Source organism: uncultured Maricaulis sp., assembly GCF_905480005.1.
In the GTDB taxonomy this organism is placed as follows: Bacteria; Pseudomonadota; Alphaproteobacteria; order Caulobacterales; family Maricaulaceae; genus Maricaulis.
On record NZ_CAJQOO010000153.1, the window covers coordinates 1 to 13,813 of the forward strand.

Here is a 13,813-nt window from a genome sequence, read left to right on the forward strand (position 1 = left end):
CTCCGTGAGCATTTGCCGGGCTACAAAGAATTTTCCAGCGAATACAATTACCTGTTCAATTCCTACTACAACGGGATCGGCGATCGGCATGACCGGCCCGAGCGCGGCTTTCTCAGCCGCCCGCCGCTGGGTGAGGTGCTGGGTTACCGGGCCCATGTCGATGCCGCGATGATGCGTTTACTCGGCGCTAACCAAGACCTCAAAAATGCGGCCCTGGCGCCGCTGATCCAGCTTGGGCTCGCCCACGAGGAGCAGCATCAGGAGCTGATCCTGACCGATATCAAGCATGTCCTGTCGCGCCATCCCTTCGCGCCGGCGGCCTTCCAGGCGCAGACATCCCGCGCGGTGACGCAATCGGGGCCGCCCGGCTGGGTCGCGTTTGATGGCGGCATTGTCGAGATCGGTGCCGAGGCCGGTGGCTTCCATTTTGACAATGAGGGGCCACGGCACAAAGCCATCCTCACGCCCTTCGCCCTGGCGGACCGGCTGGCGACGAATCGCGACTATGCCGATTTCATTGCCGATGGCGGCTATGGCACGGCGACGCTCTGGCTGTCCGATGGCTGGGCTCGGGTGCAGGCCGAAGGGTGGATCGCGCCGCTCTATTGGCGCGAGGGAGCAGCCGGATGGGAGGAATTCACCCTGCACGGCCAGCAAACCCTCGATCCGGACGGGCCGGTCATTCATCTGAGCTATTACGAGGCCAGCGCCTTTGCCGAATGGAGCGGGGCGCGGTTACCCGATGAGCGCGAATGGGAGCATGCGGCGACGACCGGGGCGCGGGCGTGCGACGGACGCTTCGTTGATCCCGGCCTGTCGGCTCATCCGGGCGTCACACCGCAATCCGCCTCGGCGGCGGGTGGTTTGCGCCAGATGTTTGGGGATGCCTGGGAGTGGACACGCTCGGCCTATTCGCCCTATCCGCGCTATCGCCCGGCGCCCGGCGCGGTCGGCGAGTACAATGGAAAATTCATGTGCGGGCAGTTTGTCCTGCGGGGAGGATCCTGTGCCACCGCCCGTGATCATGTCCGCTCGACCTACCGGAATTTCTTCCCGCCGGAGGCCCGTTGGCAGTTTTCGGGGGTTCGACTGGCACGGGATATTTGACGGGACGGGCGACAGGCACGATCCTGCGCCGAGTTGGCGATAATGATATAAGCCATGGGGAGAACATCATGGATGATCAGGCAAGTCTTTCGGTCAAGGATCAGGTCTCGGCCGAGGAATGGAAAGCGCGTTGTGACCTGGCGGCGCTGTACCGGCTTGTGCGCATGCACGGTTGGGACGACCTCTTCTTTACCCACATCTCGATGCGGGTTCCCGGACCGGACGAGCATTTCCTGCTCAACCCGTTCGGCCTTCTCTATGAAGATGTGACGGCCTCCAATCTCGTGAAGGTCGATCTGGACGGCAATGTGCTGCCGCCGTCGCAATACGGAATCAATCCGGCGGGTTTTGTCATTCACTCGGCGATCCACCATGCCCGCCCGGATGTCGCCGTTGCACTGCACCTGCATTCCGATGCGGGCGTTGCAGTGGCCGCCCAGAAGGGTGGCCTGCGCCCGATCTCGCAACTGGCAATGAATGTCTTCAATGATGTGAGCTATCATGACTATGAGGGCATCGCGCTGGAATCCGAGGAGAAAGCGCGGCTGGTCGCGGATCTGGGTGAGAAGAATCTCATGATCCTGCGCAACCATGGGACGTTGTCGGTTGGCGATCACCCGTTTAGCGCGTATATTCGCATCTATCTACTGGAGCGTGCCTGCAAGATCCAGGTCATGGCCCAGGCGGGTGGAGAGCTGATTGAATGGGACGAGAAGATGCAGGATCGCGTCTTCGGACAATCCGGGGAGATCTCGTCGAACGAGTTCTTCAAGGAGATCGCCTGGGCCGCGGTTCTCGATCGCGTCCGTCGCGAAAGCCCCGGCTTCGATACCTGATCGCGGCTGCCTGCCTGGTCGGCGCGACGGGACATGGTCTCGACGCGTCGGCTCATGCCGGGGCCTGGCCCCAGGAGCGCGGCGAAGGCCTGTTGATCCTGACAACGCTGATTGACCGGGCCGAGACCAGTTTCGATGCCTCCGGTCAGACGGTTGATGACGGCTATTTCCACAAGGATGAAACCGCGGCCTATCTCGAATACGGGGTGACGGGCCGGGATACGCTGGTCGCGAGGCTGGCCTGGCAGGATGTGCGCCGCCTGCGGGGACCCTCCTTTGATTCCGCCCAGGGTTTGTCGGCGAGCGAGATCGGCTGGCGCCGCGAAGTGTGGCGCGGAACGCGGTCGGTCGCCTCGGTGCAGCTGACGGCGCTGATACCGGGGCAGGGCGAGAATGTCTCGAACCAGGCTTTCGGCAGTGGTGAAATGGCAGCGGAAGTCCGCGCCCTGGCGGGGCGAAGCCTGGGGGATCAGGCTTTCCTCGAAGCCCAATCCGCCTGGCGCTGGCGCGACGGTGCCTATCTCGACGAGGCCCGCCTGGACCTCACGGCCGGGTGGAGGCCCAGCGAGCGCTGGCAGATACTCGCCCAGAGCTTCTCGGTCTGGAGCGCTGAGCCTTCCCGGCCGGGTGCCCCTGAATTCGAGCAGCACAAACTGCAACTCTCCGTCAGCCGGGAGTTCGGTCGCCAGACCGTGCAGCTCGGCGCCTCGATGACGCCGGCCGGACGCAATGCCATTGATCAGGAAGCCGTCTTCCTGTCGGTCTGGCGGCGTTTTTGAGCCGCGCGACCCGGCGGGTTATTCAGCCGTTTCCACGGCGATATAGGCGATCACATCGCGTCGGTCCCCGGCGTCGCGCAGACCGACAAAGCTCATACGATTGCCCGGAACCAGGGCTCGCGGATTCTCGATCCAGGCGTCGAGGGTTTCGAGATCCCAGATCAGGCCGGCCTCGCTCAACTGGCTCGAGAAGCTGAAGCGGTCGGCGTCGGCCGCGGCCCGGCCCATCACACCATGGAGATTCGGTCCAACCGTGTGGCGACCGCCCTCATTCAAGGTGTGGCAGGACTGGCAACGACGGAATTGGCGCGCGCCATTGACGAGGTCGGCATCCACATAATCGCCACCGAGGCTGGCGAGAATCGCTAGGGCTTCGGCCGGAGTATCGGGCGCGGCGTCGCGGCTTGCCGTGTCGGTTGAAGCCGTGTCGGTTGAAGGCGGGGCGGTTGAGGCCGGGTCGATTGAAGGCGGGGCGGTTGGCTCGTCACCGGGTGCCGCCACATCATTGCCGCCGCAGGCAGCGAGCGTGATGGCCGGCAGGAGGGCGATTAGGACTGGTTTCATGCGACATTCCCCAAAGCGATGCAGATACACGTTATAGCCTGCCCAGACTGCACCAACATGCGGCACGATGACACCAGCGTGCCAAGCAGGCCCGCACATCCCGAACCGGCCGGACTCATACCGTTTTTTGCTTGTTTGTTGCAACGCAATAGCCAAGAAGTATCCGCGGGGACCATCTAGAGGCAGCGGGACAGGATGCAGGACCGATCACGGCTGACGGCCGTCATGATTTGTGGAGCCGGACATTCCGGCTCGACCTTGCTGGGGATGATCCTCGGTAGTCACTCAGACGCATTTTACATGGGCGAAGGCGGCAAGGCGCGTTATCTCGGCGACGAGAAGAAGCCCTTGCGCAAGCGTGTCTGCAAGATTTGCGGCGAGGACTGCCCGGTCTGGGCGGGTTTTGAATGGGATGGCGATACGCCTCTCTACGCCCAGGTCTCCGCGCATGTGGGCAAGCGGGTCATTATTGATTCGACCAAGGATGAAGGCTGGATCGAGGCGCGAGCCGGCGAGGTTCGCGCTGGCGATGGCACGCCCGTCCTGTTGAAGTTGAGCCGGGATGGCCGCGCTGTGGTCAATTCCCGCCTGCGCAAATACCCCGATCGCGATCCGGCGGCACAAATCCGGGCCTGGGTCGACAAGATGGCCAGTGCGGACGCCCTGTTTGAGGCCTTTGACGGCCCGAAAATGCATGTTCGCTATGAAGACCTCGCAGAGAATAGCGCGTCGACGATCGAGGCCCTGTGCCGGCTGATCGGGATCGAGTATCAGCCCGGCATGGCGAATTTCGCCGCCGTGGAACACCATGTTCTCGGCGGCAATAGTGGCACGCAATTCATCGCCGCGCGTTCGCGCTTTGACGATCCCGAGGAGGCGTTTGTCAGTCTCGGTTCACGAACGCGGGATTATTACGAAAACCACTCCGGCCGGATCGAGCTCGATCTGCGCTGGAAAACTGAAATGAAGCCCGAACACCTCGCCCTGTTCGAGCAGATGGCTGCGACGGCGAATTCGCCGTTTCAGTGGGGGGAATGACCATGGCGAAAGTAGATTTGGTTTTCCGCCAGATTGACGAGCGGACCCGTGACGTCGCGCTCGAGCTGGCAATCGAGAACATCCAGCCGGATGCGGTCCATGTGATCGACGATGTGCGCCCATTCACGGAATGCGTGTCGCAAATGCTCCGGATCGAGCATGATTGTGATTATGTCGTCTATGTCGATGCGGACTGCCTTATCCTCGAAAACATGCGGCCCTTTATCGACAGTTGCGACGCGCCTTATGTCGACTCCTATGTCTCTGACCGGTTTCGCGGGCGTCTTCATTGCGGCGTGCACATCACCCGTATCGACCTGGTGCGGGCCATGGCCGCCGTCGAGATTCCCGACGATGACATGAAATACGTGCTGCGGCCGGAATCGCGTCTGCGCAATCTGGCCATGAAGCCCATGGGCTCGGCCAAGCAATTCCGCAATTTCGACATCCTGCATGATCATTTCCAAGCCTATCATCACATCTTCATGAAATACGCCCTGCGCGAATTGCGCAGTCGCACCAAGGTGCAGCGCGAGCGCCTGACGCGTTCGATGAAGAAATGGGTGACGCGCGACGGCGAGTTCTGTGATCTCAGCATGGCCCGCCACGCGGTTGAATATGCCCGGCGCCTGGTGCCGCTCTCGGCGACGCCGGATGAGGTCCATGACTTCATCGCCGCCTTGCCGGAGCATGCCGAAGCCGAACTCAAATCTCTGGGCATCACGTCAGAAGCGCCGTTCACGCGGGCCGATCTCGACGCCTGGCTCGAGGCGAATTCGGATCGTGTCGCTTACGGTCGAAAAGCGGACAAGCCCAAGGTCTTCGGGCTTGGACTGTCACGCACGGGTACGCGCAGCCTGACATCGGGCCTGCAGATGCTCGGCTTTGACTGCAGCCATTATCCGATCGACGAGGACACCTATATCGAGATTGCCAATGCCCAGTATGACCTCACACTGCTGCGCTATTTCGACGGTCTCACCGACATCACGACCATTCCGATCTACCAGCAATTGGACAAGCAGTATCCGGGCTCGAAATTTGTCCTGACTGTCCGGGAGAAGGAGAGCTGGCTCGGCTCGGTCTCGCGTCACTACTATAATCGTCCGGCCTTCAAGGATGTGAATGACCCGGATGAAGAGGTGCATCTGCGCATGCGCCAATTCCTGAGGGCCTCGGTCTATGGGTGCTATAATTTCTGCAAGGACCGGTTTTCCTGGGTCTATGACCAGCATGTCCGCGATGTGATGGCCTTCTTCAAGGATCGTCCGGATGATCTGCTGGTGATCGATATCTGTTCGGGCGAAGGCTTTGAGCGTCTCGCGCCTTTCCTTGACCGTCCGGTCCCGACCGAAGCCTTCCCGCACAAGGGGGCGGTCCTGTCGCGCAAGATGGCCGAGGAAGCCGCCGCCCAGAAGGCGCGGGTTGCGTGACCCATCATGGCGGAGTCTGACCCGGACACGCTCAATGACCTGGTCCCGTCCTGGCGGGAGCGCTTATCGGCGGCTGGCCGTACGCTGGCGATTATTTCCCGGACCCGGCCGGGCCTGACAGCCGGCATTGCCGTTCTGACCGTGATCGCTGCGCTCCTGCCGCCGGCGGCGCTCTATGTGTCCAAACTCCTGATCGACGGCGTCGTGGCCGCGATCGAAACCGGTCTGGATGCGGACAGGGACGCGGCCATGCGCTGGGTCATGATCGAGGCGGTTATCCTGGCGGTCTTGCTGGTTGTCCGCCGCTGGCTGGTGTTTCAGAAGGCGCGGCTTCATGCCGAACTCGGCTTTGCCGTGGCACGCCTGATCCTCGACAAGGCCAACCGGTTTTCCCTGGCGCAGATCGAGCATCCCAAGGTTCAGGAAATGCTGATCCATGCGAAGCAATTTGCCTCGGCGCGGCCCTATGGGCTGATCGTGCGCGGATTCGATACGCTCCAGGCTGTTGTCACGCTGATCTCGATCACCGCCCTGCTGGCAGCGAGTGCGCCCTGGCTCATCGCGCTGATGCTCCTGGGCGGCTTGCCGGCCTTCATGGGCAATCTGCGGTATTCCGGGGATGCCTACCGCTTCTACACGGGGCGCTCGCCGCAAATGCGTGAGCGCAATTATCTTGAGAGCCTGGTGACGAATGAGGCTGCCGCGCGAGAGCGTCTGCATTACGGGCTCGGCGCGCCGCTCATGGAGCGCTTCACCGACCTCTTCACCGGCATGCATGCCGGCGACCGCCGGATGCAAGGACGACAGGCTTTCATCGGATCGGCGCTGGGCGTGCTGGGATCGGCCATTTTTCTCGGCGGCAAGCTGTGGATCGTCGCGGTGACCATTGGCGGGCGTTTCAGCCTTGGCCAGATGACCATGCTGATCGGCCTGCTCAAACAGGGTCAGAACGCCGTCAATGCACTGCTGGGCGCCTTCACGGGCAGTTATGAGGACGTGCTCTATGTGACGCGTCTCTTCGCCCTGCTGGACCTCGATGAGGGGCGTACACAGGGCCGGCAGGTCGCGGGCCCGAAACCGGGTGATGGCCTGCGCTTCGACACGGTCGGCTTCACCTATCCCGGTGCCCCCACGCCCGCCCTGTGCGATGTCAGCTTTCACCTGCCGCCCGGCACCCGTCTCGGCCTGGTGGGGATTAACGGGTCGGGCAAGACAACGCTCGTCAAGCTGGCCGCTGGACTATACCGACCGGATTCGGGTCGGGTCTTGCTGGATGGCCTTGATCTGGGCGAGTGGGAGCCGGAAGCTCTGGCCCACCGTATTGGCGTGATGTTCCAGCCGCATGTAAATTACAAATTGTCGGTCCGCGATAATGTCGAGGCGGGCCTGGGTCTGGACACGCTGACGCCCGAGGCCATGAACCGCGCCCTGGCCGCCGGTCTGGCACAGGAGCTTGTCTCGGACTTGCCCGACGGCCTGGAGACGCGCCTGTCCAAGCGCTTCGCGGAAGGCGTGGAATTGTCAGGCGGTCAGTGGCAACGCCTGGCGATGGCGCGGGCGCATGCCAATGAGGCCGCCGATATCCTGATCCTCGACGAGCCGACGGCGGCACTCGATGCCGAGGCGGAGGCGGCCTTCATGGCGCGACCGCTCGCCCCGGGGCGTTCGCTCATTCTGATCAGTCATCGCCTGTCCAATTTGCGCGCGGCAGACCAGATCATCCTGCTTGAGGCGGGTCGGGTCGCAGAGAGTGGCGACCACGAGGCGTTGATGACGCAAGGCGGAAGCTATGCCGCGATGTTCGACCTTCAGGCTGACGCCTACCGGACATGAAAACGGCCCACGCCAGGGGCGCGGGCCGTCTCCGATTGCGGTTGATCCGTTTCTAGAAACGCTTCGACACATTGATGAAGAAGCGGCGACCGATCTGGTCGTATCCGCCACCCGACGGCACATTGCGCGAGGTCAGGCTGCCAAGGCCGACGCCCTGGGCACCGAGGTCCTCATCGATCTGGGGCGGTGCTTCATTGGCGAGGTTCTGGATGCCCATCGTGACGCGCCAGCTTTCCTGCGACAGCGACACCGAGATGTCGTGATACTGGGCTGACGGGACATCAAACTGGGCCGAGGTCCCGGTTCCGATAAAGTTCGGATTCTCGGTCACATTCACCTCACCGATCCAGCGCGCGCGGTGGAAGAAGGTGAGATCACCCCAATCCGTCGACGTGAAGAGCCGGTTGGTGAAAGTGCCGCGCCATTCCGGATTGCCGAGCGTGTTCAGCGCCTCGTTGACATTCGTGACACCACCCAGCGTGATCGTCGTCGTGATGTCGGTGGACTGGGTCAGGGCCGCATCCGAGGTCAGCGAGAAGTTCTGACCGAAGGCGGTTAAGTCCTTGTTGAAGCGAATGTTGTAGTCCATGCCTTCCGACGTGTTCGACGACACGTTGAACGGCGTGGTGTCCACCTCGACCAGGAATTGCGTGTTCGGATCACGCACACGGCGCGTACAGAAGGGATCATTCGGGAAATTGCCCGAGCGATAGCAATTGCCGAGGATCTGACCGGCCGTCGGCACGAGGATCGAGTCGCTGACTTCGATCTCGAAATAGTTTACGCCGAAAGTCAGGTCGAAGGCGTCCGTGAAGGGCTGCTCGATGACGAAGCCCAACGAGATCGCCTCGGAGGTCTCCGGATCGAGACCCGGATTGCCCGAACGGAAGGCTTCGAAACCGCCGGTACCAGTCACGCCGAGACTGAGTGGGTCAACGCCTTCAGCCGTACAATTGTCCAGCACGATCTGGGCGCGACCGTCCAGATCACCGATGCCGTCGCCATTGCTGTCCGGTCCCGGTGCATAGACCGGAAGACCGGTGACCGGGTCGGTTGCGACTGCAGTCGCCGGGACGCCACACGGATCATTGACGAAACCGACAAAGCCGGACTGTCCACCCAGGAAGAGCTCACGCAGGTTCGGAGCGCGGAAGGAGGTGCCTGCCGTGCCGCGCAGGGTCAGGAAATCGACCGGAACCCAGCGCATGCGGGCACTCCAGGTGGAGTTTTGACCGTAGTATTCGTGGTCGACCAGGCGAGCCGCGGCTTCAAACGTGATTTCACGCGCAAAGGCACGGTCCTGGATGATCGGCGCCACGACTTCGCCGTAGACCTCGAACAGCTCCACGGAACCTGCCGATGACCGGTCCTTGAAGAAGTTCAGGCCAAGGCCGCGTTCTGCCACTTCGCCGGAGCGCGAGTCGAGCGATTGTTCACGCCATTCCGACCCGAGCACGACCGAGACTTCGCCATCCATCAGCTCGAAGAGCGGACCGGTGACGAAACCGCCGAGAATGCGCTCATCCACGAAGGTCGTGATCTCGCGCTGGCCGCGCAGCCAGTCAATGCCGGCCTGGCCTTCATCGAAGGCTGAATCCGATCCGTACAGGCCCTCGGCCCAGAAATTGATCGGCACGCAGGTTTCCGGCGTACGCGACTGGAAGAAGCCGCCCGGCGTGGGAATGCCGCAAACCGGCAGACCGGTGGTCGGGTCAGCGATCGCGGACGCTGACAGGTTGAGATTCTCTTCCAGCGTCACGGTGCGCGAGGAATAGCCCATGGAGCGCGTATAGCCGGCGAAGACTTCATAGTCCCAGCCCGGTGCGCCCATGAAGCCCAGATCGCCCTGCAGACCATTATAGGTCCGCCACTGTTCCAGCTCGACGGTGACCTCATTGTCCCACGGCGCCATCAGCAGGATGGAGCCCGGCGAACCGAAGGGGTTGAACGGGTTGTCGGCGTTGAAATCGACGGTGAACTGGGCCGGCCCTCCATTGAAGAAGGTCTGGCGATTGGAGAAGGAGGTTTCGGTGAAGAAATTCGACCCCGGGAGCCAGTCGTCCAGTTCGTAGGTTCCGCTCAGGAAGAAGACGGAACGCTCGAACTCCGGTGATTCATACGTGTTCACCACGCGGGGACTATTCAGCGCCTGGTCGGAGAACCCGCCGGCATTCGGGCCACGGCCATCGACGAAACCGGCGACGCCGAGATCGGATGTGGCTGCCGTCGTGCCCGGTGCTCCGTAGAACAAGGTGCGGCTGGGCAGGAGAATACCGAGGCCGGACTGGAAGGCATGCCCGGTGCCGCAGGTTTCCGTCGTCGTGCCATCGCCATTGTCGATAATGTCGAAGGAACAATACTGACCGCCATCGCGGGACATCCAGTCGCGCTGGGTCCCCGTCAGCTCCTCATTGCGGACGAGTTCCGCAGCAAAGACGAAGCTGGCGCGGCCTTCCGTGCTGCCAACCAGGAAGTTCGCGCTTGACTGGGAGCCGCCACTGTCTTCCGGAACGGTGGTGAAGGCCTCGACCTGGAAGCCGTCGAACTCGGTGCGCAGGATTACATTGGTCACGCCGGCCACAGCGTCCGAGCCATAAACCGAGGACGCGCCGTCGAGCAGGATGTCGACACGCTGGATCATCGAGGACGGGATCAGCGACACATCCGGGAAGGATGGTGCGCCTTCAACGCCGGCCGGGGCGAAGCGACGCCCATTGATCAGAACCAGCGTCCGGTCGGCGGCGAGGCCGCGAAGCGACACGGCCTGGCCACCCGGCCCGGCATTGCCGACGAATTGCGAATTCGTCTGCAGATCCAGCTGGGCGCCCTGGACGACCGAGGTCGACCGCAGGATTTCACCCATATCGACCAGACCGGCTTCCTGGATGGTGTCCTCATTGATCACCTGCAGGGGCGAGGTCGAGGTAAAGCTGTTGCGGCGTACGCGCGAGCCGGTGACAACGATGCGGTCTTCGGTTTCTTCGGTTTCCTCGTCGGCATCGTCGAGTGTCACGGGTTGCTGTGCGTGGGCCGGTGAAACCACCAGGCCTGCGGCAGCCAGGCCGGCAAGGATGGTGGATCGCAGGATGCGCGATTTGAATTCTTCGTCTCTCATTTTATCCCCTCAGGAGTGATGGCGCCGGTTCAAGCGGCGCCTTGCAACTGGGTCCGGCGCCGGCGGGAAGGCGCGGTGTCGGACAACACCCGGTGACGGGCGTATGGGACGGATAGAGCCGAATGGGCTGAACACACTGACAGGCGAAAGTTGCCAGTCACGGGCCGGTGTCGCGAATGGCGGCCTGTCTGCCCAAAGGTGTGAAATCCGGGCCGAACGGGGACGTGGCTTCATTGGGTGACTGCTCGGGCCGGGCCAGTGTTGAACCCGGTCATCCCCCATCCGGCATTGTTGGTCCTGGCTGTGCGGATTGTCAGAAAATGGTCAGGTTTCCGAAGGCCGGACAGGGCAGGGTGCGCGGGCCTTGCGCGGGTGTGCGGGTCAGACCGGCAGGCGCGTCAACTCAGTCGAGTGCGCGGGCCGGCAGGCTGGACAGGGTCGTGTTGGCGATATGCGATTGCAGCGCCTCGGCGCCGCGGGCGCTGACCGGGAAGTCGTGCCCGGAGGCCAGCGTCACGCGGACAATGCGGCCGCGCGCGCGTTCAAAGGAGGTGATCTGGGAGGAGCGGACGAGATGCGACCGGTGGATATGGATAAACTCCCGCTCGGTCAGTTGCACGACGAGTTCCGCGAGCGTGGCGCGTTGCAGCCATTCGCGGTCGGCCGACACAAAGGCCACGTAATTGCCCTGGGCGCTGACCGCGATGATATCGCCGATATCGAGGATGTCTTCCTGACGCCCATTGCGCAGGACGATCCTTTCCTCAACCGGTTCCCGGGCATTGCGTGCGCGCAGGGCGGCGCGTGTGCAGAGATCGCTGAGGAGGGCGGTGAGGGCGATTATGACCGGATCCCAGGCCCAGTTGATGAGCGGGATCTGGTCGAGAATCTGTTCCGGGGGGGCGCCGATAAAGGGCGCATAGACAAAAATGATGTGCAGATAGATGGCCAGGATCCCGCCCGCTCCCAGGAGGGTGAGTTCCAGCGCGGCAATCCAGAGCGGCGTCTTGGCCGTGAGCTGGCAGACCCGCGTCAGGGCTATCACCGGGAAGATGGCCAGCCAGGGAATCATGATGACGGCCTGGGCCTGGACGACCTCGACGAGGGTGTGCGCGATGCCGAGGCGGGACATGTCGAGAGAGTGGACGGTGGTGAAAATGAGCAGCAGCGCGGACCAGCCAAGCGTGGTGGCCACGATGACACGCAGCCAACCCACTGGCGCGATCGTTGTCCCATCCTGCCACCAAGAATGAATCATGACGCCCTCACAGATATTCCGGATAGCGGCGACCGGCTGTGTCCAGGCTTGCCATCGGGTTACGGTCTCGACATCTCGGAGCGGAGGCGGTGGCCGAAAAGGTTGCGTGCGACACGCCGGATGGTGCGCCGCACGCAACGAGTAAGGGATATGGGCTCGTGACAGCCCAGGCGTATCCGGGATCAAAGAATTTCAATCTGACACGCAGCCTGACCGAAGCATTCGCCGGTTGATGACGCGAGGTGTTTGAGACGAGGCGCGGCCCGGGGTGACGAGTCGCCGGCGTCCAGCGCGAACGGCAGGGTTTCGGCGACAAACCGCCCTCGGCATTCGTCGCGGAATTCCCGTAATTCGGCCCAACCCGGCCTGTGATAAACCCAATCTGGTTCCATTCGCCCCATCATGGCCGCGTTTGGTCATTCAATCCGGACCCGCCACTATCGCGCCTCCCCGATCGCAATCTATCATGTAAATCGTTGATTTCATTGATGGAGATTTTGTAATGCGGTGCGTCATTCTGGAAAGCAGACCTCTCGCCAGAGCGCATCTGGTTCGTGCGATCCAGCGTCACGCCCCGGTGAAGGTGGACCTGGCCACCGCATCCGCCTCGTCTGTCCTGCCTGTCTGCGATGCCAATGCCGCGGATGTCCTCTTCCTTGATGTGGACCATCCGGCGCTCGAGACGGCACTGGTCGCTTTGCGCGAACTGGGCGAACGGGCGCCTGTGACAGTGATGATCGGCGATTATCCGGACCGGGCCCTCGAGGCCTATGATCGCGGCGCCAGTGATTTCCTGTTGCGGCCGATCGAGGCTGCGCGTCTCGCGGTGACGATCCAGCGCCTGGAACAAATCCTCGTTGAGCGGCAGGCCCAGGCCCGCGCCGCCCTGCTGGAAGAGGCTCTGGCCGATTTGCGTGACCGGGCCAGCTCGGTCGGCACCGCCGCCTGCGCGCGCGACTTCTGGATTTCCGGGCACGGGGCCCGGGTCCGGATCGGCCAGTCCGAGATTGTCTGGCTGGAGGCGGCCCGCGGCTATGTCTATTTCCACCTGCGCACGCGCAAACTGCTCGAGCGCATGACCATGAAGCAATTGGAGGCGCGGCTGGATCCGGCCCGCTTCCTGCGGGTTCACCGGTCTGCAATCGTCAATGTCGATGAGATTGCCGCGGCCCTGCGGGATCGCCAAGGTCTCTATGCGGTCGAGTTGACCAATGGCGCCCGGGTCCGTGTCGGTCGCAAATATCGCGACGGGCTGGCCGAGCTCATCCAGCAAACCCAGGCCCGTCCGCGGACCGAGGAAGCGGCGGCCTGACAGGGCGCCGACTCCCATGCTTGCACCCGTGTGATTCCGGCGCCGCGGTGCGGGATGGCCCGCGATAGGAGATGGCTTTGCCGCTTGAGGCGGCCAGGCGCGGCCGACCACGCCCTTCCAGGCCGCGCCTGATGAATAGCCTGCAGACCGATTTCCCTGTGTCAGATGGGGATCGCGTGCGCGACTGCACAAGAGTGCACAAACTCCCGCAAACGCTGATTGACTTCAAAAAGCGCGAGCCCTAAACCTCGCCCTCCTCGAAGCGGGGGCCACGGAAACGGGGCTCTGGCGACGAGGGAAGGGCTCTCGCTCTTCAGGTTTTCATCAGGCGCAATTCAAGTCCGGCGCCGGCGAGATTTTCCTCGGAAAACATCGCTGGACAGGACGCTCTGCAGAAACCCTGAAAAACGCGATTGACTTCGAGAATGGGGCGGCCTAAACACCGCCCTCCTTGGCCGGGGCGGCAGTGATGTTCAGCTCTGGTTACGGGTTTAGCGACTTCGGTTGTTTTGGCCCGGCTCTTTGACATTGTTGTTAT

11 protein-coding genes are annotated in these 13,813 nt (G+C 62.7%); 7 read left to right on the forward strand and 4 right to left on the reverse strand.

Annotated elements, in window-relative coordinates; translation table 11 throughout:
* The 3 genes from egtB to QZ266_RS13185 all read left to right on the forward strand — a co-directional run.
* Positions 1-1,107, forward strand: a 1,107-nt coding sequence (gene egtB / locus QZ266_RS13175; RefSeq protein ID WP_295695898.1) for an ergothioneine biosynthesis protein EgtB, incomplete at its 5' end; no start/stop codon positions are given.
* Positions 1,108-1,175: 68 nt separating this feature from the next.
* The gene (locus QZ266_RS13180) at positions 1,176-1,943 is read left to right on the forward strand and encodes a class II aldolase/adducin family protein (protein WP_295695899.1); all 768 of its coding nucleotides are present in this window, start codon (positions 1,176-1,178) and stop codon (positions 1,941-1,943) included.
* Between the two features lie 92 nt (positions 1,944-2,035).
* Entirely contained in the window at positions 2,036-2,722 is a 687-nt protein-coding gene (locus QZ266_RS13185) for a hypothetical protein (RefSeq protein WP_295695901.1), read from the forward strand.
* Positions 2,723-2,740: 18 nt separating this feature from the next.
* Here the strand turns inward: QZ266_RS13185 and QZ266_RS13190 are convergent, their stop codons facing one another.
* Positions 2,741-3,286, reverse strand: a complete 546-nt coding sequence (locus tag QZ266_RS13190) for a cytochrome c family protein (RefSeq protein ID WP_295695903.1) — start codon at positions 3,284-3,286, stop codon at positions 2,741-2,743.
* A gap of 195 nt (positions 3,287-3,481) precedes the next feature.
* On the opposite strand from QZ266_RS13190, the gene QZ266_RS13195 reads away from it, so the two are divergent.
* Genes QZ266_RS13195 through QZ266_RS13205 form a run of 3 tightly spaced genes read left to right on the forward strand, consistent with a single transcriptional unit; the run spans position 3,482 to position 7,590 of the window.
* Positions 3,482-4,324, forward strand: coding sequence for a sulfotransferase family protein (locus QZ266_RS13195; protein WP_295695905.1), 843 nt, complete (start codon positions 3,482-3,484; stop codon positions 4,322-4,324).
* Between the two features lie 2 nt (positions 4,325-4,326).
* Positions 4,327-5,757: a sulfotransferase family protein gene (locus tag QZ266_RS13200; protein ID WP_295695907.1), complete on the forward strand. Its 1,431-nt coding sequence runs from the start codon at positions 4,327-4,329 to the stop codon at positions 5,755-5,757.
* A 6-nt stretch (positions 5,758-5,763) separates the two neighbouring features.
* Positions 5,764-7,590, forward strand: a complete 1,827-nt coding sequence (locus QZ266_RS13205; RefSeq protein ID WP_295695908.1) for an ABC transporter ATP-binding protein — start codon at positions 5,764-5,766, stop codon at positions 7,588-7,590.
* A gap of 52 nt (positions 7,591-7,642) precedes the next feature.
* Here the strand turns inward: QZ266_RS13205 and QZ266_RS13210 are convergent, their stop codons facing one another.
* Together QZ266_RS13210 and QZ266_RS13215 are read right to left on the reverse strand one after the other, a co-directional pair.
* The gene (locus QZ266_RS13210) at positions 7,643-10,705 is read right to left on the reverse strand and encodes a TonB-dependent receptor (RefSeq protein ID WP_295695910.1); all 3,063 of its coding nucleotides are present in this window, start codon (positions 10,703-10,705) and stop codon (positions 7,643-7,645) included.
* 403 nt (positions 10,706-11,108) lie between these two features.
* Entirely contained in the window at positions 11,109-11,963 is an 855-nt protein-coding gene (locus tag QZ266_RS13215; RefSeq protein ID WP_295695912.1) for a LytTR family DNA-binding domain-containing protein, read from the reverse strand.
* Between the two features lie 502 nt (positions 11,964-12,465).
* On the opposite strand from QZ266_RS13215, the gene QZ266_RS13220 reads away from it, so the two are divergent.
* On the forward strand, positions 12,466-13,275 hold the full coding sequence (locus QZ266_RS13220; protein WP_295695914.1) for a LytTR family DNA-binding domain-containing protein: 810 nt from the start codon (positions 12,466-12,468) through the stop codon (positions 13,273-13,275).
* 313 nt (positions 13,276-13,588) lie between these two features.
* Here the strand turns inward: QZ266_RS13220 and QZ266_RS13225 are convergent.
* The coding region (locus tag QZ266_RS13225) for a hypothetical protein (protein WP_295695916.1) at positions 13,589-13,813 on the reverse strand (225 nt) is incomplete at its 5' end.

Bases quoted from the DNA above. Each gene is read 5' to 3' on its own strand.
- QZ266_RS13180 (WP_295695899.1), top strand. From the start codon at position 1,176: ATGGATGATCAGGCAAGTCTTTCGGTCAAGGATCAGGTCTCGGCCGAG.
- QZ266_RS13190 (WP_295695903.1), bottom strand. From the start codon at position 3,286: ATGAAACCAGTCCTAATCGCCCTCCTGCCGGCCATCACGCTCGCTGCC.
- QZ266_RS13195 (WP_295695905.1), top strand. From the start codon at position 3,482: ATGCAGGACCGATCACGGCTGACGGCCGTCATGATTTGTGGAGCCGGA.
- QZ266_RS13200 (WP_295695907.1), top strand. From the start codon at position 4,327: ATGGCGAAAGTAGATTTGGTTTTCCGCCAGATTGACGAGCGGACCCGT.
- QZ266_RS13205 (WP_295695908.1), top strand. From the start codon at position 5,764: ATGGCGGAGTCTGACCCGGACACGCTCAATGACCTGGTCCCGTCCTGG.
- QZ266_RS13210 (WP_295695910.1), bottom strand. From the start codon at position 10,705: ATGAGAGACGAAGAATTCAAATCGCGCATCCTGCGATCCACCATCCTT.
- QZ266_RS13215 (WP_295695912.1), bottom strand. From the start codon at position 11,963: ATGATTCATTCTTGGTGGCAGGATGGGACAACGATCGCGCCAGTGGGT.
- QZ266_RS13220 (WP_295695914.1), top strand. From the start codon at position 12,466: ATGCGGTGCGTCATTCTGGAAAGCAGACCTCTCGCCAGAGCGCATCTG.